Annotated in this window: 19 protein-coding genes, 1 tRNA gene and 1 riboswitch; of the genes, 12 read left to right on the forward strand and 8 right to left on the reverse strand. The window is 65.5% G+C overall.

Annotation, left to right across the window (positions count from 1 at the left end; translation table 11 throughout):
- Positions 1-89: 89 nt before the first annotated feature.
- The 3 genes from ACQR1Y_RS10610 to ACQR1Y_RS10620 are packed head-to-tail and all read left to right on the forward strand — an operon-like array spanning position 90 to position 3,290.
- The gene (locus ACQR1Y_RS10610; protein WP_434880054.1) at positions 90-1,406 is read left to right on the forward strand and encodes an OpgC domain-containing protein; all 1,317 of its coding nucleotides are present in this window, start codon (positions 90-92) and stop codon (positions 1,404-1,406) included.
- Positions 1,406-2,164, forward strand: a complete 759-nt coding sequence (locus tag ACQR1Y_RS10615) for an SGNH/GDSL hydrolase family protein (RefSeq protein WP_434880055.1) — start codon at positions 1,406-1,408, stop codon at positions 2,162-2,164. The genes ACQR1Y_RS10610 and ACQR1Y_RS10615 overlap by 1 nt, the downstream gene beginning before the upstream one ends.
- Before the next feature lie 55 nt (positions 2,165-2,219).
- Positions 2,220-3,290 (forward strand): GDSL-type esterase/lipase family protein, encoded by a 1,071-nt coding sequence (locus tag ACQR1Y_RS10620; protein ID WP_434880056.1) that lies wholly within the window; start codon positions 2,220-2,222, stop codon positions 3,288-3,290.
- A gap of 75 nt (positions 3,291-3,365) precedes the next feature.
- Here ACQR1Y_RS10620 and ACQR1Y_RS10625 read toward each other — a convergent pair whose 3' ends face one another.
- Positions 3,366-4,574: an O-succinylhomoserine sulfhydrylase gene (locus ACQR1Y_RS10625; RefSeq protein ID WP_434880057.1), complete on the reverse strand. Its 1,209-nt coding sequence runs from the start codon at positions 4,572-4,574 to the stop codon at positions 3,366-3,368.
- 76 nt (positions 4,575-4,650) lie between these two features.
- A riboswitch (SAM riboswitch) is annotated at positions 4,651-4,730 on the reverse strand.
- 106 nt (positions 4,731-4,836) lie between these two features.
- Here ACQR1Y_RS10625 and ACQR1Y_RS10630 point away from each other — a divergent pair.
- Together ACQR1Y_RS10630 and ACQR1Y_RS10635 are read left to right on the forward strand one after the other, a co-directional pair.
- Positions 4,837-5,943 carry a 2'-deoxycytidine 5'-triphosphate deaminase gene (locus ACQR1Y_RS10630; RefSeq protein ID WP_434856446.1) on the forward strand — a complete coding sequence of 369 codons (1,107 nt, stop codon included), beginning with the start codon at positions 4,837-4,839 and terminating at the stop codon, positions 5,941-5,943.
- A 111-nt stretch (positions 5,944-6,054) separates the two neighbouring features.
- Positions 6,055-7,527: an MATE family efflux transporter gene (locus tag ACQR1Y_RS10635; protein WP_434880058.1), complete on the forward strand. Its 1,473-nt coding sequence runs from the start codon at positions 6,055-6,057 to the stop codon at positions 7,525-7,527.
- Here ACQR1Y_RS10635 and ACQR1Y_RS10640 read toward each other — a convergent pair.
- From ACQR1Y_RS10640 to ACQR1Y_RS10660, 5 genes are all read right to left on the reverse strand, one after another.
- Complete coding sequence (locus ACQR1Y_RS10640; protein ID WP_434880059.1) at positions 7,524-7,925, reverse strand: SRPBCC family protein; 402 nt, start codon at positions 7,923-7,925, stop codon at positions 7,524-7,526. The two genes, ACQR1Y_RS10635 and ACQR1Y_RS10640, sit on opposite strands and share 4 nt — an antisense overlap.
- 10 nt (positions 7,926-7,935) lie before the next feature.
- Positions 7,936-8,295, reverse strand: coding sequence for a VOC family protein (locus ACQR1Y_RS10645; RefSeq protein ID WP_434880060.1), 360 nt, complete (start codon positions 8,293-8,295; stop codon positions 7,936-7,938).
- A 52-nt stretch (positions 8,296-8,347) separates the two neighbouring features.
- Positions 8,348-9,187: a helix-turn-helix transcriptional regulator gene (locus ACQR1Y_RS10650; protein ID WP_434880061.1), complete on the reverse strand. Its 840-nt coding sequence runs from the start codon at positions 9,185-9,187 to the stop codon at positions 8,348-8,350.
- An 81-nt stretch (positions 9,188-9,268) separates the two neighbouring features.
- Positions 9,269-9,853 (reverse strand): methylated-DNA--[protein]-cysteine S-methyltransferase, encoded by a 585-nt coding sequence (locus ACQR1Y_RS10655; RefSeq protein ID WP_434880070.1) that lies wholly within the window; start codon positions 9,851-9,853, stop codon positions 9,269-9,271.
- Between the two features lie 214 nt (positions 9,854-10,067).
- The gene (locus ACQR1Y_RS10660) at positions 10,068-10,481 is read right to left on the reverse strand and encodes an SPW repeat protein (protein ID WP_434880062.1); all 414 of its coding nucleotides are present in this window, start codon (positions 10,479-10,481) and stop codon (positions 10,068-10,070) included.
- 216 nt (positions 10,482-10,697) lie between these two features.
- Between ACQR1Y_RS10660 and ACQR1Y_RS10665 the strand changes: the two genes are divergently transcribed.
- Positions 10,698-10,771: transfer RNA gene (locus ACQR1Y_RS10665), tRNA-Gly, on the forward strand.
- A 31-nt stretch (positions 10,772-10,802) separates the two neighbouring features.
- On the opposite strand, the gene ACQR1Y_RS10670 is transcribed toward ACQR1Y_RS10665, so the two are convergent.
- Both ACQR1Y_RS10670 and ACQR1Y_RS10675 read right to left on the reverse strand, forming a co-directional pair.
- Positions 10,803-12,650 carry an AMP-dependent synthetase/ligase gene (locus tag ACQR1Y_RS10670; RefSeq protein WP_434880063.1) on the reverse strand — a complete coding sequence of 616 codons (1,848 nt, stop codon included), beginning with the start codon at positions 12,648-12,650 and terminating at the stop codon, positions 10,803-10,805.
- A 144-nt stretch (positions 12,651-12,794) separates the two neighbouring features.
- Positions 12,795-13,160, reverse strand: coding sequence for a nuclear transport factor 2 family protein (locus tag ACQR1Y_RS10675; protein ID WP_434856439.1), 366 nt, complete (start codon positions 13,158-13,160; stop codon positions 12,795-12,797).
- 28 nt (positions 13,161-13,188) lie between these two features.
- On the opposite strand from ACQR1Y_RS10675, the gene ACQR1Y_RS10680 reads away from it, so the two are divergent.
- The 6 genes from ACQR1Y_RS10680 (at position 13,189) to ACQR1Y_RS10705 (ending at position 18,711) form a co-directional block, all read left to right on the forward strand.
- Complete coding sequence (locus tag ACQR1Y_RS10680; protein WP_434856438.1) at positions 13,189-13,686, forward strand: hypothetical protein; 498 nt, start codon at positions 13,189-13,191, stop codon at positions 13,684-13,686.
- 711 nt (positions 13,687-14,397) lie between these two features.
- Positions 14,398-14,922, forward strand: a complete 525-nt coding sequence (locus tag ACQR1Y_RS10685; protein ID WP_434856437.1) for a hypothetical protein — start codon at positions 14,398-14,400, stop codon at positions 14,920-14,922.
- A gap of 158 nt (positions 14,923-15,080) precedes the next feature.
- Positions 15,081-15,263 carry a hypothetical protein gene (locus ACQR1Y_RS10690; RefSeq protein WP_434880064.1) on the forward strand — a complete coding sequence of 61 codons (183 nt, stop codon included), beginning with the start codon at positions 15,081-15,083 and terminating at the stop codon, positions 15,261-15,263.
- Positions 15,264-15,279: 16 nt separating this feature from the next.
- Complete coding sequence (locus ACQR1Y_RS10695) at positions 15,280-15,873, forward strand: SCO family protein (protein ID WP_434856435.1); 594 nt, start codon at positions 15,280-15,282, stop codon at positions 15,871-15,873.
- Between the two features lie 101 nt (positions 15,874-15,974).
- Positions 15,975-16,883 carry a transporter substrate-binding domain-containing protein gene (locus ACQR1Y_RS10700; protein WP_434880065.1) on the forward strand — a complete coding sequence of 303 codons (909 nt, stop codon included), beginning with the start codon at positions 15,975-15,977 and terminating at the stop codon, positions 16,881-16,883.
- 181 nt (positions 16,884-17,064) lie between these two features.
- Complete coding sequence (locus ACQR1Y_RS10705) at positions 17,065-18,711, forward strand: lysine--tRNA ligase (protein ID WP_434880066.1); 1,647 nt, start codon at positions 17,065-17,067, stop codon at positions 18,709-18,711.
- Positions 18,712-18,886 lie beyond the last annotated feature (175 nt).

Here is an 18,886-nt window from a genome sequence, read left to right on the forward strand (position 1 = left end):
ACAAGTCCTTCATCGCTTGCGCAAAAATTGCGCAGCCCTACATTCGCCCTGCCGGGCCTTCCAGGCTGGCAGCCTTGACGTGGTGCCTGATGACGTCGATTGCCGATCGCCTTTCCGGACCATCCGCGCCCGCCGCTGCCGCGCCGACGTCGCTCGCGGAAACGGCTGCGGCTGCGAGCGTGGGCGCGCCCGCCATCACGGCTGCCCCGGCAGCGGCGCCGCCGGCGAAGGCTGCTTCACCCGCAATCACATTCCCGGCAGTCGGTGAGCGCGAGCTGCGGCTCGATCTGTTCCGCGGGCTGGCACTGTGGCTGATCTTCATCGATCATTTGCCGCCGAATCTGCTGACCTGGTTCACGATCCGCAACTACGGCTTCTCCGACGCCACCGAGATCTTCATCTTCATCTCCGGCTACACCGCCGCGTTCGTCTACGGCCGCGCGATGCAGGACGCCGGCTTCATCGTCGCCACCGCGCGCATCCTGCGCCGGGTCTGGCAGATCTACGTCGCCCACGTCTTCCTGTTCACGATCTTCCTCGCCGAAATCTCCTACGTTGCGACCAGCTTCGAGAACCCGCTCTACACCGAAGAGATGGGGATCATGGACTTCCTGAAGCAGCCGGACGTGACGATCGTGCAGGCGCTGATCCTGCGCTTCCGGCCCGTCAACATGGACGTGCTGCCGCTCTACATCGTGCTGATGCTGTTCCTGCCGTTGATCCTGTGGCTGATGCGCTGGCGTCCCGATGTCACCCTCGGTCTGTCGGTCGTTCTCTACGCGGTCACCTGGGAGCTCGATCTCTATCTCACCGCCTATCCGAACGGCTTCTGGGCCTTCAATCCGTTCGCCTGGCAATTGCTGTTCGTGTTCGGCGCGTGGTGCGCGCTCGGCGGCGCACAGCGCATGTCACGCATCATCAATTCCCCGATCACGCTCGGGCTCTGCGTCGCCTATCTGGTCGCGGCCTTCTGCGTCACCCTGACCTGGTACATCCCGCAGCTCGGTCATCTGATGCCGCGCCGAATCGAGCAATGGATGTATCCGATCGACAAGACCGATCTTGACGTGTTGCGTTTCGCGCATTTCCTCGCACTCGCAGCACTCACCGTGCACTATCTGCGCAAGGATTGGCCGCTGCTGAAGTCACGCTGGCTGCGGCCGCTGATTGTTTGCGGGCAACACTCGCTGGAGATCTTCTGCCTCGGCGTGTTTCTGGCGTTCGCGGGTCATTTCGTGCTTGCCGAAGTGTCGGGCGGCGCCATGATGCATGCGGTGATCAGCCTGTGCGGCATCCTCATCATGTGGGGGGTGGCGTCGCTGATTTCGTGGTACAAGCGTGAGGCCGATAAGGGCGCGGCGCGAAAAGGTGCGCGCAGCAACGCCGATCTGGCGGGAGGGGGCTGATGAAGTCCGTCTCGTGGTTAAGGTTTGGTATCGCAGCGCTGGCGGTGACGCTGGCAGCGTCTGCGCGCGCGGAAGACGCGCCGCAGAATTGCGAGGTGCCGGCCTACCTGCTGACGACCGAGAGCCCACTCCCGAAAGTTGCAGACGCCGTCAAGACCGCCCGCACGCTGGATATTCTCGTCGTCGGAAGCCGCTCATCCTCCATCGTCAGCACGGCGGATGCCGCCGCGTATCCTTACCGGCTGCAGGCGGCCCTGAAGGACAAGCTTCCGGCCGTCACCATCAACCTGACGGTCGAGCTGCAGCCGAAAAAGACGGCGGAGGAAATCGCCGGAAATCTTGTTAAACTGGTGGAAGGAAAAAGGCCTAATTTGGTCATCTGGCAGACCGGAACGGTCGACGCCATGCGGTCGATCGATCCTGATGAGTTCCGGCAGGCGGTCGACGACGGTGTGGCGACGCTGCAGAGAGCGGGAGCTGATGTCGTCTTGATGAACCTGCAATACAGCCCGCGGACGGAAACGCTGATTTCCGTGCCGCCCTATGTCGACAACATGCGGGTGGTGGCGCAGCAGCGCGACATTCCGCTGTTCGATCGCTTCGCGATCATGCGGCAATGGAACGAGCAGGGCGATTTCGACCTGTTCAATCCGACGCACGGGGTCGAGCTGGCCAAGCAGGTTCATGATTGCCTCGGACGGGCGCTGTCGAAGTTCATCATCGACGCGGCGCATGTCGGTCCGGCGCAGCAGAACTAGGGTCATGTTGTCTATGTGTTCGAATAAATTGTGCCGCGTATCTGGGACATGGGAGATGCTTTCGGCTGCCGTGGTCCTGGTGACGGCTCTCTCGATCAGCCCGCAGCTCGCACGCGCGCAGGGCGCCGAGGTGGCTGCCGAGTTTGCGGTCAGCGAATTGCGTCCGACCATCGGCCACGTCATGGTGGCTCAGGCCGGCAATCCGGCGCCCGGTCCGATCGCCGCCGTCAATCCTGCGGCCAAGACGTCGCCGCCGGCAAATGCGCCAGCCATGACGGACGCGCAGTCGCCCGCGAGTGCGGCGGTCATGGCCGCCACCCCGTCGCAGTCGCGCAGCATCACCGAGCGCGCGATCGACAAGGTCAAGCAGGTCGCGAAGTCCGCGAGCGACATCTTCAACCGCGTGCCCTGCCTGCCGCCGAAGGGCGTCGCGAAGAAGAATTTCATTTCCCTGCCGCATGTGGCGAACAAATTGGCCTCCGGCCTGCCGGTCGTCATCGTCGCCTTCGGCTCGTCATCGACGCAGGGCTATGGCGCGAGCACGCCCGACTACAACTATCCGAACCGGCTCGCAGCGCAGCTGCGCCGGCAATATCCGATGGCCGACATCACCGTGATCAATGCCGGCGTCGGCGGTGAGGATGCGCCGGAAATGATGAAACGGCTGGAGACGTCGGTGATCGATCGTCATCCGGATCTCGTGATCTGGCAGGTCGGCACCAATGCGGTGCTGCGCGACCTCGATCCGACCGAGACCGCCAAGCTGGTCGAGGACGGCGTCGCCAAGATCCAGGCGGCGGCGTCCGACGTCGTGCTGGTCGATCTGCAATATTCGCCGAGGGTCAACGAGCGTTCGGAGAACGCCAGCCGCATGAACAAGCTGCTCGGCCGCATCGCCGAGCTGCATCACGCCGGCATCTTCCCGCGCTTCGAGGTGATGCGCGACTGGCACGAGCGCCAGGCGATCCCGATGAATGAGTTCGTGATCTCGGACGGCCTGCACATGAGCGACTGGGGCTACGCCTGCTTCGCCCAGCTGCTCGGCGACGACATCATCCGCTCGGTCGGCCAGGTGAAGCTCGGCATCAACGCGCCGTCCGAGGTGTTGACCTATCGGCCGATGTGACGAGGGCGAGTAGGGAATAACGCGTAGCGAATAGGGGACGGGACCATCTATTCGCTACTGCCAATTCGCCATTCGCTAAGCGGCCTTCAGGGCCGCGTCGAGATCCTCGATCAGATCATCGGCATGCTCGAGGCCGGCGGAGAAGCGGATGAAGCCCTCGCTGATCCCAAGCTCGGCGCGCGCCTCCGGCGTCAGCCGCTGATGCGTGGTAGTTGCGGGATGCGTGACCAGCGTCTTGGAGTCGCCGAGATTGTTGGAGATGCGCGCGAGCTTGAGCCCGTTGAGCGTGCGGAACGCCGCGGGCTTGCCGCCCTTGACCTCGAAGCCGACCAAGGTCGAGCCGGCGCGCATCTGCTTCCTGACCGTCGCCGCCTGCGGATGGTCCTCGCGGCCCGGATAGATCAGCCGCGAGATCTTCGGATGCGCGGCGAGGAAGTCGGCCACCTTGCCCGCCGTGTCGGTCTGCGCGCGCACGCGCACAGCGAGCGTCTCGAGGCCCTTCAGCAGCACCCAGGCGTTGAACGGCGAGATCGACGGGCCGGTCTGGCGCATGAAATTGTGGATGTGCTCGGCGATGAACGCCTCCGACGACAGGATCACGCCGCCGAGGCAGCGGCCCTGGCCGTCGATATGCTTGGTCGCGGAGTACACGACGACATCGGCGCCCAGCGCCAGCGGGCTCTGCCAGATCGGGGTGGCGAAGACGTTGTCGACGATCAGCCGCGCGCCATGCGCGTGCGCGATCTCGGCAATCGCCGGGATATCCATCACGTCGAGTGTCGGATTGGTCGGGCTCTCCAGGAAGAACGACTTGGTATTCGGCCGGACCGCCTTCTGCCACTGGTCGAGGTCGAGCCCGTCGACCAGGGTCGACTCGATGCCGTAGCGCGGCAGCAGGTCCTCGACGACGTAGCGGCAGGAGCCGAACAGCGCCTTGGCCGCGACGACATGGTCGCCGGCGCGCAGGGGCGCCAGGATCGCGGTGGTGACGGCGGCCATGCCGGTGGCGGCCGAGCGGCAGGCCTCGGCGCCTTCGAGCTCGATCATGCGGCGCTCGAACATCGCCGTGGTCGGGTTGGAGAAGCGCGAATAGATGAAGCCGGGATCCTCGCCCTTGAAGCGCGCCTCGCACTCCTCGGCGGTGGCGTAGACGAAACCCTGCGTGAGATAGAGCGCCTCGGCGGTCTCGCCGAATTCGGAGCGCAGGCCGCCGGAATGCACCAGCCGGGTTTCGGGACGGTAGTGGGCGAACGACGCCGGCGCCTTCGCGGGGGACTTCGACATGTGACCTCCATCGTGACCACCGCGCCTGGCGATGGGCACAAAAAAACCGGCCTGGGAAAACTCCTCACGGCCGGGATCACAATCGTCCCCGGCCTGTTTAGCGACTTATTTAACGTGGCTGCAAGCCGGCCGGCTCAAATCACCACGGGATAAGTCGTGCTCATAGTCCCACCCGGCCTTTCCGTCAAGCCAGCCATCGGATAACCGGTCAAAAGACCCTATATAGGCTCGCATAGCCGCCATTCCGGCAAAGGATCAGGTCTTGCCGTTTTCGCTTCCCGCCGACGCCCATGGCATCCTGCCCGACCGCATGATCGTGGCGATGGCCGAGGCCGGCCTGATCATTCCCGAATACGATTTCGTCGAGAGCCAGATCCAGCCCGCGAGCTTGGATTTGCGGCTGGGCGACGTGGCCTATCGGGTGCGGGCGAGCTTCCTGCCGGGGCCGGGCTCCACGGTGGCCGAGCGCATCGACGAGCTGAAGCTGCACGAGATCGCGCTCGCCGATGGCGCGGTGCTGGAGACCAACTGCGTCTACATCGTGCCGCTGCTGGAGAGCCTGGCGCTGCCGAAGGACATCGTCGCCGCCGCCAATCCGAAGAGCTCGACCGGGCGGCTCGACGTGTTCACGCGCGTGATCGCCGACGGCACCCGCCGCTTCGACATGATCGGCGCGGGCTATCACGGCCCGCTCTATGCCGAGATCAGCCCCAAGACGTTTCCCGTCTTGTTGCGCGAGGGCTCGCGCCTCTCCCAGGTCCGCTTCCGCTACCGCGATGCCGTCTTGTCCGAGGATGAGCTCATCGCGCTGCACGAGGCCGAGCGGCTGGTCGATCGCGACGATGCCGATCTCACCGGCGGCGTGGCGCTGTCCGTCGACCTCTCCGGCAGCAATGCCAACGGCTATGTCGGCTACCGCGCCAAGCGCCATACGGGGGTCGTCGATGTCGACCGCCGCGGCGGCTATCCGGTGGAGGAATTCTGGGAGCCGATCAAGGCGCGGCCCGACGGCAGCCTGATCCTCGATCCCGGCGAGTTCTACATCCTCGCCTCGAAGGAGGCCGTACAGGTGCCGCCGGACTACGCCGCCGAGATGGTGCCGTTCGATCCGCTGGTCGGCGAATTCCGCGTGCACTATGCCGGCTTCTTCGATCCCGGCTTCGGCTATGCCGGGGCCGGCGGGCAGGGCTCCCGCGCCGTGCTCGAGGTGCGCTCGCGCGAGGTGCCGTTCATCCTCGAGCACGGCCAGATCGTTGGCCGGCTCGTCTACGAGAAGATGCTGGCGCGGCCGAACGCGATGTATGGCAGCCGCATCGGCTCCAACTACCAGGCGCAGGGCTTGAAGCTCTCCAAGCACTTCCGCCTGTAGCGCGCTGCGCGCCGCGCGCGCACCCCCAATGCATCCGGCGCACGCCGCGATGTGCTAGAGACGACCGATAATTGCGCTGCGACACCAACCGCAGCCACGCGGGGAGCGAACATGTCCGAGATCGGCCTGGCCGACACTCCGGTCGGCGAGGGGCGGCCCGTGCCGCCCGTCAAGCCGGCGCGGAACGCGGTGGCCGACGGGCCGATCCTCAAGACATTGCTGTCGCTGGCCTGGCCCAACATCATCGCCAACACTGCTGGCACCTGCGTGGTCATCGCCGAGACCTCCTATATCGGCCGGCTCGGCATCGAGGCGCTGGCCGCGATGGCCCTGGTGTTCCCCCTGGTGATCCTCACCATGACGATGTCCGGCGGTGCGATGGGCGGCGGCGTCGCCTCGGCGATTGCGCGTGCGCTCGGTGCCGGCGACACCGACCGCGCCTCGACGCTGGCTTCGCATGCGCTGCTGATCGCGCTGACGTTCGGCGCGACCTTCATGGTCGGCATGCTCACGTTCGGACCCGGCCTGCTGGAGACGCTCGGCGGCCGCGGCACGGTGCTGACCCACGCCGTGGCCTATCTGCAGATCTTCTTCGGCGGCGCCATGTTGCCCTGGCTGATGAACTCGATGGCCGGCATTCTGCGCGGCACGGGCAACATGAAGCTGCCGTCGTTCATGATCCTGAGCTCCGCGCTGCTGCAGATCGTGCTCGGGGGAACGCTTAGTCTGGGCCTCGGCTTGGGCATGCGCGGCGTCGCCGCCGGCGCGCTGCTCGCCTTCAGCGTCAGCATCTCGGTCATGGGCTGGTACCTGTTCTCCGGCCGCGCGCGCGTCAGGCCGAAGCTGCGGGGCCTCAAGATCAGCGGCGCGATGTTCGCGGACATCCTGAAAGTGGGTGCGGTCGCCTGCTTCTCACCCCTGCAGTCGGTGCTCTCGATCGCGATCTTCACGCACATGCTGGCCGGCTTCGGCACCGCCGTGCTCGCCGGCTACGGCATCGGTGCCCGGCTGGAGTTCATGATGACCACCGTGGCGTTCTCGGTCGGCATGGCGTCGGTCCCGATGGTCGGCATGGCGATCGGCGCCGAGCGTGTCGCGCGTGCTCGTCGCATCGCCTGGACGGCCGGCATCGTCTCGTTCACGTCAGTCGGCGCGCTCGCCACCTTGATTGCGTTCGTCCCGCAAGTGTGGGTCGATATCTTCACGCAGGATCCGAGCGCGCGCGCCGCCGGCGCGCATTATCTGCGCATCGCCGCGCCGATGTATGCGTTCATCGGTCTCGCAATCTCGATGTATTTCTCATCGCAGGGCGCGGCCAAGGTGCTCGGACCGGTGCTCGCGCAGACGGTTCGGCTCGTCTTCATTGCCGTCGGCGGCAGCTATCTGCTGCAGCATGCCGCGACAGAAGGCGAGTTCTTCATGCTGGCGGCGACCTCGATGGTGCTGCTCGGCGTGCTCACACTCGCCAGTGTCATGCTGACCCGTTGGGGACCGAAGCCGGCCACGGTCGAGCTCAGCCCGGCCGTGGTCACGGCCGAGCTTGCTTCCGTCGCGGAGGCTCCGCCGGTGCGGCGCGCGGGCTAGGCGGCGAGCCTCCCCAGCGTGCCCTGCATCGTGCGCGCGCCGATCTCCATCTGCTGCGCGATGTAAGGCCCGATGGCGTGCGGCAGCACGTCGGTAATCCAGATCATTCGGCAGCGAGTTTCGCCGTCCGGGATGATCTGTATCGAGGCGCTGTGCCGGGTCATGCGTGGATCGTCGATCGCATAGACGATGCGCCGCCGCGCATCGTCGCAATCGATGAGTTGCTCGCGCACGACGTTGCCGTTGGCGAAGCTGACGATGCGGACATCGTCCTCGAGCCTGGTATCGACCACGAAGCCGGGCGCCAGCCTGGTATGGACCGCGCCGAAATCGCGCACCACGGCCCACACCGCGTCTGCAGGCAGTGCAATGGAAACATCCTTGTAGATCGATGCCATGACGTTGCTCTCACGGACACACGGCTTCGATGTTGTTGCCGTCGGGATCGAGCAGGAACGCCGCGTAGTAGGTCGGGCTGTAATCCAACCGCGGCCCGGCGCCACCATTGTCGCTGCCGCCCGCCCTCAGCCCCTCGCTGTGGAACTTTGCGACCGCCGCATGGTCCTTGGCGCGGAAGGCGACATGCGCTGCGCCGCTACGTCCGGTCCTGTCGAGATAGAGCCACAGCGCCGGCTCGCCCTTCGGGCCGATGCCGGCGGAAGTCTCGTCCTTCGAGCAGAGAATGTGGCCGAGCGGCGCGAGCGCAGACGTGTAGAACCGCACGCTCGCGTCGAGATCGCTGACCTTCAGGCCGATATGATCGTACATCGATGATCTCCCAAGTGCCGCACGCGGGGCCGCGTGCATTGGGATCATCCAATCAGTGCCGGCTTATCCGTTCTTGGAAAATCTTGCGCTCGCCGCGCGAAGCCTTGCGGAACTTGGCGGGCGAGATGCCGGCGGCGCGCGTGAAGGTGCGGGTGAAGTTGGAGAGATCGGCAAAGCCCGTGTCGTAGGCGATGGCGGTGACCGGGGTGTCCTCCTCGCTCAGACGCCGCGCCGCACGCCGCAGTCGCGCCCGGATCAGATATTGATGCGGCGTGACGCCGAGCGTCGCCGCGAACAGCCGCAGGAAATGAAACGGACTGACGCCGGCTTCGCGTGCGGCGCCGGCAAGATCGATGGTTTCATGCGCATTGTCGTCGAGCCATAGCGCAGTCTCGACCGCGCGCCGGCGATCGCGCAAGCTCGGCTTGATCGAACGCTTCTGACGGCCGGTGACCGCCGCAACGAAGCGGCCGACAAGGAGATGTCCGATCTCGTCGAGGCCCAGCGTCTGCTCGCGCGTCGCGACAGCCTGTGCGAGTTCGCTGAGCACCATGAGCTCCGGCAGCGGCGGAATCGCGCCCGTCTGCCACGCCTGTCTGTTGCCGCCGATCTCGTCGACGAGCTCGTCAGCAAAAAAGAACGACAGGCACTCGTCGCCGCAGACGTGGTCGTGCGTGCACATGAACTCGTCGCCGGGGTGGCCCACCAGCAGAGCGCCGGTGACGAGTTCGTGGAAGCGGCCGCGGTGATGGCAGCCGAAGCTGCCCTTGCGCACATAGGACAGCGAGTAGCCGCCGAATTGCTCGACATAGGGACGCTCGCCCGGGACCGCTGCGCAGCGGAACTCGGACACGGTGACGTCTCGGCTTTCGAACAGGATCGTCGCGGTCATTCCGCAAATCTAATGCATGGTCCGCAAAAGGCGAGTGGCTTGCTGCAACGCCGGCGCGCGCGAGCGTTGCGCGCCCCGATCTCAGCGTGCGCGCGATGCGGCGCGCGGCCGCTCCGCGGCCAGCAAGGCGTCGAACAGCGTGAAGCCCGCAGGCGTCTTGGCGCCTTCGAGCGCCAGCAGCCGCCGTTTGGAGATGAGGCCGCTGTTGGGCGACGGCTTGTCCAGGCCATTGCCGATTTCTCGTACGCGATGACAGGGAACGATCAGCACGAACGCATTTTTCGACAGCGCCTGCACGATCGAATGCAGCGCGCCGGGAACGTGCAACTCATTCGCGAGCTCTTCGGCGCTGCGCGTTTCTCCGCGCGGAATCGCGCGAATGGCGTCATAGACGCGCTGATTGAACGGCGTCACGCCGCCGAGGTCGAGGACGACGTGGGAGAAGTCGACATCCTGCCCGCGCAGCATGGCGCTGATGGTCTTGATCGCAAGTTCAGTATTTGAACACGGGCTCTCCTCCCGTGCTTCGGGAAACTGCCGGAACATGCGCCGGCGCGTCTCGATTTCGCGTGCTTCCGGCAGTTGCACGCCGGTGATTCCCGCATCGCTCCACGCAATGCCGCAACGGCCGAGGGCCGTATCAAAGATCGTATACCCACGCCCCATGACGCCACCCCAACCCCACACCACAAGCATAACATCGTCGCGGTCGCCCGCATCAATTTTGTTAACAGCGTGTTAACAGCGCGGCGCGACCGGGGCGGGGTTTGCCCTGATTTGGGTCATGCTTGTCAAGCACTGCGTCGTGATGGTCGCAACGGTATTGCGATGGCGGGATGCAACGCAGCGTAGCGGCCTTCGAGGTGGAGATGCCACGTCGTTAGATGCGCTGCCCCATGGTGGATCGGTCGCCAGTAAAATCAGGATCATGCGCGAGCCACAGTTCGAGCAGGCTCAGGAACGTGACGGCGACGCCGATGACGATGCTGACATGCATCGCCGAGCTGTGCGCAAAGCCGAGCATCCAAGGCGCCGCAATCAGCCAAACGCCCAATGCGACTTTGAGCCACTCCTCCCAATCCGCAAATGCCAGCAGACCGCCGACCGACAGCGCGACGACCGCCGTGCCGACCACTGCGGCATCGATCCGGCCAGCGGCGCGAGCAAAGCCGAACAGCCAGGGCGCGACCGTGAGGAACAGGCCGCAGGCGAGTGTGTAGATATCGGGCGCCGAGGGACGCGAGAGAATCGCGAGCGCTGCCGAAGCCGAGGAGGCGCGGTGATGGCTGTTCATGTGGTCAGCTTCCATGGGCCTGACGGCGAGGCGAGGAGGTGCCGCCTGATCAGCACAAGCACCCGCTTTTCGGCCCGTTCCCAGGCCGGCGGTCTCGAGCCGATCACGATTGGGCGAGCCCGCTGGCGCCGCGGCGCCCGCGGATCGCCTCGGTGTCCGGCTCGCGGCAACAAGCCGCTTGGCGAAACGCCTCCTCTCGGCTAAGCATGGACGAGCGCGGGCGTAGTTCAATGGTAGAACGGCAGCTTCCCAAGCTGCATACGAGGGTTCGATTCCCTTCGCCCGCTCCAATCTCGCCCCGGCTTTTTCAGCGTCAACGGCTCATTGCGCTGCCGCCGGCCGCTTCGCGTAGATGGCGTCGATCTCCTTCGCAAACGCTCGCTCGATCGCCGGACGCTTGTTCTTCAACGTCGGTGTGATCAGGCCCTGCTGCACCGTCCACGGCTCCAAGGTCCAGTGCACCGCCTTTGGCGTCGCGTAGGACGGATAGGCCTTTACGGTGCGGGCGATGTGGCGCAGCAGCGAAGCGGCTTCAGCGCCGGGGCCGCGCTGCCCGTGCGCAGCCAATCTGGCCTGCTGCTCGGTCCAGCCCTTGGCGTTGAGCACGACGATCGCCGTCAGGAACGGCCGGTTCTCGCCGATCACGATGGCCTGCTCGAACAGCGGATCGGTCAGGATCGCGGTTTCGAGATCGGCCGGTGCGATCTTCTCGCCGGTGGAGGTCACCAGGATGTCCTTGATCCGCCCGGTGATGGTGATGCGGCCGTCGTCGATGCGGGCCTGGTCGCCGGTGTGCAGCCAGCCGTCGGCCTCCTTGACGCGCGCGGTCTCTTCCGGCTTGCGCCAATAGCCGAGCATCACGCTCGGTCCGCGCACCATCAACTCGTCATTGACGCCGATGCGAACCTCGACGCCGGGCAGGGCACGGCCGACGGTGCGCGGGTCATTGTCATCAGGCGTGTTGACGCTGACGACCGGCGAGGTCTCGGTCATGCCGTAGCCCTGCAGCACCTCGAGCCCGAGTGACAGGAACAGACGGACCACCGGCTCGGCGATCGGCGCGCCGCCGCTGACCGCGACCTTCAGCCGCCCGCCGAACCGCGCCAGCACCTTTTGCGCGACGAGGCGCTGCAGCAGCGGCCAGGCGGGGCGGTCGAACGTGGAGAGAGGCGTGCCGCGCCCGTGCTGCGCATCGAAGCGGCGGCCGCCGATCGCGATCGTCAGGTCGACCAGTGCGCGTTCGAGCGGATTGGCCATGGCGCGGTGATGCATCACCAGCGAATAGATCCGCTCATAGATGCGGGGAACGGAGACCAGGATCGTCGGGCGCACCTGGACGAGATCGTCCGACAGCTGCTTCACCGAGCGCGCATAGGCGACGCAGGCGCCGATCGCGATCGGGTAGTAATAGCCGGCTGTCCGTTCGAACGTATGCGACAGCGGCAGGAATGACAGGAACAAATCGTCGATGCCGGCCGTGAGCCGCTGGTGGATGGCCTTCACGTTGGCGACGACGTTGCCGTGCGACAGCATCACGCCTTTCGGCCGGCCGGTGGTGCCGGAGGTGTAGACGATGGCGGCGAGGTCGTGCGGCGCGACCGTGACCGGGGCCTCGGGTGGTGCCGCGTCGGCTGCGCCCAGCCACGCCTCCAGCGATACGAGGCGATCGTCGGCGGAGCGGGCGGGACCATGATGGTTCGGTCCGGCGGAGATGATGCGCTTGAGCTCGGGAAGGGCCTGGCCGACCGCGGCAATCTCATCCCAGCGCTCGTCCGAATCGACCAGCAGCAGCCGCGCGCCGGAATCCGCGAGGATGTAGGCGATGCTGTCGGCATTGTCGACGGCGTGCATCGGGACCGGCACCAGCCCCCGCGCAAGCGTCGCCTGATCCATCGCGAGATGCGCAAGGCCGTTCGGCATCAGGATAGCGATGCGTTCGCCCGGGGCCAGGTCTTCCGCCGCGAGGGCGCGTCGCCAGCGCGCAACGACGGCATCGATCTCGCGCCAGGAGAAGCTCGTCCATCGGCCGGTATCCGGGTCGCAGTGACGATAGGCGTCGTGGTCGGGACTCTGCGCGACGCGCCAGCGCCACAACTCGGGCAAGGTCGCAATGGCAGCCAGCGGGCCGGCCGCCATTGCGGGATCATCGATGGGACTTGATTGCTGCACGCCTGTCTCCGGCGATCCTGAATGCGTCGCGCCGGCAGCGTCTTGCCGTCACGGTTCAGGGTCGACGTTGACGTAGCGCAATCACACGGCGCCTGCTCTGCCACGGCGACATGGGAGCCCCGGTGCAGGCGGCTGTGCTGGCCGTCAGGCGGCTGGCGGCACCTTGTCGAGAAATCCGGTCACGCGCCGGATGCGGCCGCCGGCCAGTTCGACGTAATCGGTCCCTTCGATCGGGGCTTCGGCATCGTCGGGGCCGAGCGACCAGGAGAAGCGGACGTGGTCGCCGTGGCCATCGGGGGTGCCGCGCAGGCGAAAGCGAAAGTCGGGAAAGCGCTGCTGGACGCCGGTCACGAGGGCGTCGATTCCGTCATGGCCGTCACCGCGCATCAGCGGGTCGGCATAGCTGGCCTCGGTGCTCCAGTGCCGAGCGAGCAGGGCTTGGCGTTGCGCGGCATCGCGCGCGTTCCACAGTGCAATGTAACCGTCGGCGACGATCTGAGTGTCGGTCATCGGTGCTCTCCATGTTGTGAACGATGGCATGCCGATGATCGCGCCGTTCGCGCGACGAATCGATTACGTCCAACGTCAACTCAACCCTCATGACCAAACTGTAAGTTGCCGCCCGTCGGCGCGAGACCTAGGTCTTTGCGCGGAGGCGGTGCGGGGAATGCGTCTCATGTTGTCCGACACTTGGAAGCTGATTGCCGTTGCGATCTGCCTGGTGCTGTTCACGGCGGATACCGTGCTCAAGCCGCAGGACAAGCCCAATCGCATGGTGTTCTTCGAGCTGCATCGGGGCGAAAGCCCGTCGATGATCGGCATGATGCGCGACGATCTGCTCAAGCTGCCCGGCCGCGGCGCCAGTCGCATCCGCAACGCGCTCGCGCGCGGCGAGACGTTAACGGTCTGGCAATATGAGTTAAGAAAAACTGAAGACGGCCGCTATCAGGAAGTGCCGTCGCGCCAGATCGAGCTCGGCGCGGCCGATGCGCCGCTCGTCACGTTCGGTGCAAGCGTTCGCCTGCCCGACGGTTAGTTCGACCCCTCGCTCCGAAGCGAGCCGGCTACGCCGACGTCCTCCGTTTGAACGCACGATCCGAGCAGGACGGTCGGCTCCGGCGGCCGATCCGCGTGCGCGCGGCCTGCGGTGGTACGTGGCGCGAATGTGGCGAAATCGCCGTAAAACCTCTGATTGCATCAACGCAGTGCAACCCTGACCCGAGGCTGTCGCGCGCCGCATGATCATTTGCAAGCATCGTCCGTCATCCATGTGCAACGCCGTGTGCGCAAGGTGACCGAACACCGCCGCCTTGCGTGTCGTCGCCGTGTTTGCGCGGCTTCCGCGCGCCCCGTGATTCTGCGGGGATTTTGCGCCGCCGTGGCGCGAATGCCGTCGTGCCCGGCGAATCACGCCGAGCCTTCGCCAAGCTCGTGGCGCGGCTGCCATGTCCGGAACCAGGGTTGGACCGGTTTCGCGTGATCGCGACTCATTGGTGCAGCGGGCCTGCAACACTCGCGCTGAATTTGGCGTCGGTCGCTGCGCTCTCCTGGACAAAAACACGATCTCGAAACACGCTGCATTTGCGATTTGGATTTGGCCTTCGCGTTCCGGTTCTGCGGATGGGCTCGTGATTGCAAAGGTCCGCCGCAGTCCAAGTATCGCAAGGCGTGCATCACAAGACGTGCATCACACGAAGTGTACCAAAGTCGGTCAGATCGGTTTCGCCGGGTTGAACTGGGGCTCGACATGAAATTTTGGACGGGGTTGCTCGCGGTCGTTCTCTTGCTGTCGGGGGTCAGTGCGAGCCAGGCCGTGGTCCGCATTGCCGATGACCGCGGCGGTCGGATCGGGACCTATGTCGACAAATACCAGGGCCTGCGGTCGTCCGGTGAGTATGTGATCATCGACGGTCTGTGCGCGTCCGCCTGCACGATCGTTCTCGGCGCCATTCCCCACGACAAGATCTGCGTCACCTCGCACGCCAATCTCGGCTTCCACGCCGCCTGGGATTTCGGCACCAACGGCCGGGCCGTCACCAATCCGGAGGCGACCCAGATGCTGTACTCGATGTACCCGTCGCAGATCCGCCGCTGGATCACCCAGCGCGGCGGCCTGACCCCCCGGATGATCTTCCTGAAGGGCAAGGAGCTGCAGGCGATGTACAAGCCCTGCTACATGGACGCCCAGGCCGCTTCACCGCCCAATCCTCAGGTCGCGCCCAACGCTCCGGCGATGTCGCCGGGAGCCGCCAAGGCGTCTGCTTCGCATTAGGACGTCTGCTTCGCATTGACGTGTACCGCGCTCCGCCCGGAGCGCATGATCCGCGGTCGGGCAAGCGGCGCTTGCCTCAGCCGTCCGCGGGGCTTATCTCAGGCGTTACGGGGTGGGATGGGCCGTTCGGCCGGCGCCCGCCGGGTGAGTACGCCATCATGCAGCCTCTTTCCGCGCCGCAAGAGATACCGGCCGCAACGGTCGCGCGCCGTCCTGTCGCGGCCATCACGGCTATCGTCGCGGCACTGGGGCTCGCTGCCGCCGCGGCGATACTCTGGCTGCAGTACGGGACCGCGGTCTTCTTCGACATGATCGCGGCCGGCTGGCAGGCCTGCTTCTGAGAGAAGGAACCTTGGCATGAAGTCCAATGTCACCCGTCCGCTGGTGATCATCGGCGCCTTCGCCGCCAGCCTGGTGGTCGGGCTGTCGCTGATGTTCCTGCTCATGGGCGGCGGCCGCAACATCGCAGCCCCTGCCGCGATCGGCGGACCGTTCCAGCTGACCGACCAGAGCGGGGCCACGGTCACCGAGAAGAGCCTGCAAGGCCGGCCGACGCTGATCTTCTTCGGCTTTACCCATTGCCCGGACGTCTGTCCGACGTCGCTGTTCGAGATCTCCGAGGTGCTGCGCGCGATGGGCAAGGATGCCGATGCCGTGAACGCCTACTTCATCTCCGTCGATCCGGAGCGCGACAACCCGGCGACAATGAAGGAGTATCTCTCGAGCTTCGACCCCCACCTCAAGGGATTGACCGGCGATCCCGAGGTTCTGGCCAAGGTGCTGACCGAGTACCGCGTCTATGCCAAGAAGGTCCCGCTGAAGGATGGCGACTACACGATGGACCATACCGCGCTGGTCTATCTGATGGACCGCAACGGCCGGTTCGTTGCGCCGTTCAACCTGAAACGGACCCCCGAGGAAGCGGCGGCGGATCTGAAGAAGTACCTCTGAGCGGCGTTAACGCTCAGGCTGGGCGGCCGCGCCTGACCGGAATCCAGCCTCGAATTCGCGCCTGAATGGTCTATAAGGCACGTTGACCCTCGGGACCGCTGATGCCGACCGTCTTGTCACGACCCTCGAACTCCGTTTCTCGCACCGGCGCCGTCGTCGCCGCGGCGTTGTTCTGCCTTGGCCTGGGCGCCGCCGGCTCGGACGCCCATGCGCAGGCGCCGGTCCGGCCCGCCGTCGAAGCGGCGCCGCAGGCCGTGCCGGGATTCTGGGATCCGCGCCGCCGGCCGGAGCGGCCGGAGCTGTCGCGCCTCACCGTGATCCGCTTCCTCACCGAGACCGACTACCCGCCGTTCAATTTCACCGGTCCGGACGGCAACCCCGCCGGCTTCAACGTCGATCTCGCCAGGGCGATCTGCGACGAGATCAAGGTCACCTGCACCATTCAGATGCGCCGGTTCGAGACCCTGCTCGACGCGCTGTCCTCCAACCGCGGCGACGCGATCATCGCCTCGATCGCGGTGACACCGCAGATGCGGGCGCGGGCCGATTTCTCCGATCCGTATTACCGGGCGCCGGCGCGCTTCGTGTCCCGTCGCGACGCCGTGATGACCGAGATCCGCCCCGAGTTCCTCGAGGGCAAGAAGATCGGGGCCGTCGCCGGCACCGCGCATGAGGCCTACCTCAAGGCGATGTTCACCGACGCCGAGATCAAGACCTATCCGAACGACGAGGCGCTGCGGCAGGCGCTGCGCCGCTCCGAGGTCGACCTGATCTTCGGCGACGGCATCTCGCTGGCGTTCTGGGTCAACGGCACTGATTCCGGCGATTGCTGCGCCTTTTCCGGTGGACCTTTCGTCGAAAGCCGCTATTTCGGCGAGGGCGTCGGCATTGCCGTGCGCAAGGGCAACGACCTCCTGCGCCAGGCCTTGAACTGGGCGCTGTTCCGGGTCTGGGAAAAAGGCCGCTACACTGACCTGTGGCTGCGCTATTTCTCGATCAGCCCGTTCTAGAGTTAAACCTGCCGGTGGATACGGCGCATCGCGCCGAACCCACCATCGCTGCGCATCCACCGTCATTGCGAGGAGCGGAGCGACGAAGCAATCCAGAGCCGCGTGTGAGACTCTGGATCGCTTCGCTTCGCTCGCGATGACGCCTAGTGTTAATTCTGCTGCTTTGAACCGGTACTGTCAGATGTCCACGATCGATCTCGCCCTTCCCAGCCCGAGCGACCTGCGCGCGCTCGCCGAGAACTCCAACGCCTGGCCGTTCGAGCAGGCGAAGGCGATCGTCAACCGGCTGAAGAAGACTCCGAAGGACGAGGTGCTGTTCGAGACCGGCTATGGCCCCTCCGGCCTGCCGCATATCGGCACGTTCGGCGAGGTCGCGCGCACCACGATGGTGCGCCACGCCTTCCGCGTGCTCACCGAGGACAGGATCAAGACCCGGCTCATCGCGTTCTCCGACGACATGGACGGCCTGCGCAAGGTGCCGGACAACGTGCCGAACAAGGAGATGCTTGCCTCGCATCTCGGCAAGCCGCTGTCGCGCATCCCGGATCCGTTCTCCAACGAATATCCGTCGTTCGCCGCCCACAACAATGCGCGGCTGCGCGCCTTCCTCGACAAGTTCGGCTTCGAATACGAGTTCGCCTCCTCGACTGACTACTACACCTCGGGCAAGTTCGATGCGGCGCTGCTGCGCATGCTGGAGCGGCTGGAGAAAGTGATGGCGATCATGCTGCCGTCGCTGCGCGAGGAGCGCGCGGCGAGCTACTCGCCGTTCCTGCCGATTTGTCCGCGCACCGGCCTCGTGCTGTATGTGCCGATCGTCGAGCACGACGCCAAGGCCGGAACGATCTCCTATGACGATCCGGAGACCAAGGAGCGCATGACCGTTCCGGTCACCGGCGGCCATTGCAAGCTGCAATGGAAGCCGGATTGGGCGATGCGCTGGCACGCGCTCGGCGTCGACTATGAAATGGCCGGCAAGGACCTGATCGATTCGGTGAAGCTGTCGGGCAAGATCTGCGCGGCGCTCGGCGGCACGCCGCCGGAGGGCTTCAACTACGAGCTGTTCCTCGACGAGAAGGGCCAGAAGATTTCGAAGTCGAAGGGCAACGGCCTGACCATCGACGAGTGGCTGCGCTACGCCTCGCCGGAATCGCTGTCTCTGTTCATGTACCGCGAGCCCAAGGCGGCGAAGCGGCTGTATTTCGACGTCATCCCGCGCAATGTCGACGACTACCAGCAGTTCCTCGAGGGCTTCCCGAAGCAGGACGCCAAGCAGCAGCTCGGCAATCCGGTCTGGCACATCCATTCCGGGCGGCCGCCGAAGGCCGACATGCCGGTGACGTTCCAGCTGCTGCTGACCTTGGTGTCGTCGTCGAACGCCGAGAATGCCGAGACGTTGTGGGGCTTCATCGGCCGCTACCGTCCGGGCGTGACGCCGCAGACCCACCCCAAGCTCGACGCGATGGTCGGCTATGCCATCAACTACTATCGCGACTTCGTCGCGCCGACCAAGACCTTCCGCGAGCCAACCGAGGGCGAGCGCGTGGCGCTGCAGGATTTGCGCGACGCGTTGTCGAACCTGCCCGCTGAGGCGACGGCGGAGGAGATCCAGAACGTGGTCTACGAGATCGGCCGCCGCGAGCCGTTCCTCGATCACGCCAAGAAGGGCAAGGACGGCCGCCCCGGCGTCTCGCTGGACTGGTTCAACATGCTCTACCAGGTGCTGCTCGGCCAGGAGAAGGGCCCGCGCTTCGGCTCCTTCGTCGCGGTCTACGGCATCAACAACGCGGTGGCGATGATCGACGGCGCGCTGGCCCGCTCGGCGTGAGAGCCACGCTGCTCGCCACACAAACGGTGTCGTCCCGGCCTTGAGCCGGGACCCATAACCACCGGCTTGAATTTGGCGGAGAATCTCCGCCTCCTTCTAGAACATGATGTTTTTTGCCGGAATCAGGATTCCCCAGGCGGTGAACTTCTGATTCAAATTCCATGCTGGAGCCGGA

The organism is Bradyrhizobium sp. HKCCYLRH3099, assembly GCF_051167855.1.
GTDB lineage: Bacteria > Pseudomonadota > Alphaproteobacteria > Rhizobiales > Xanthobacteraceae > Bradyrhizobium.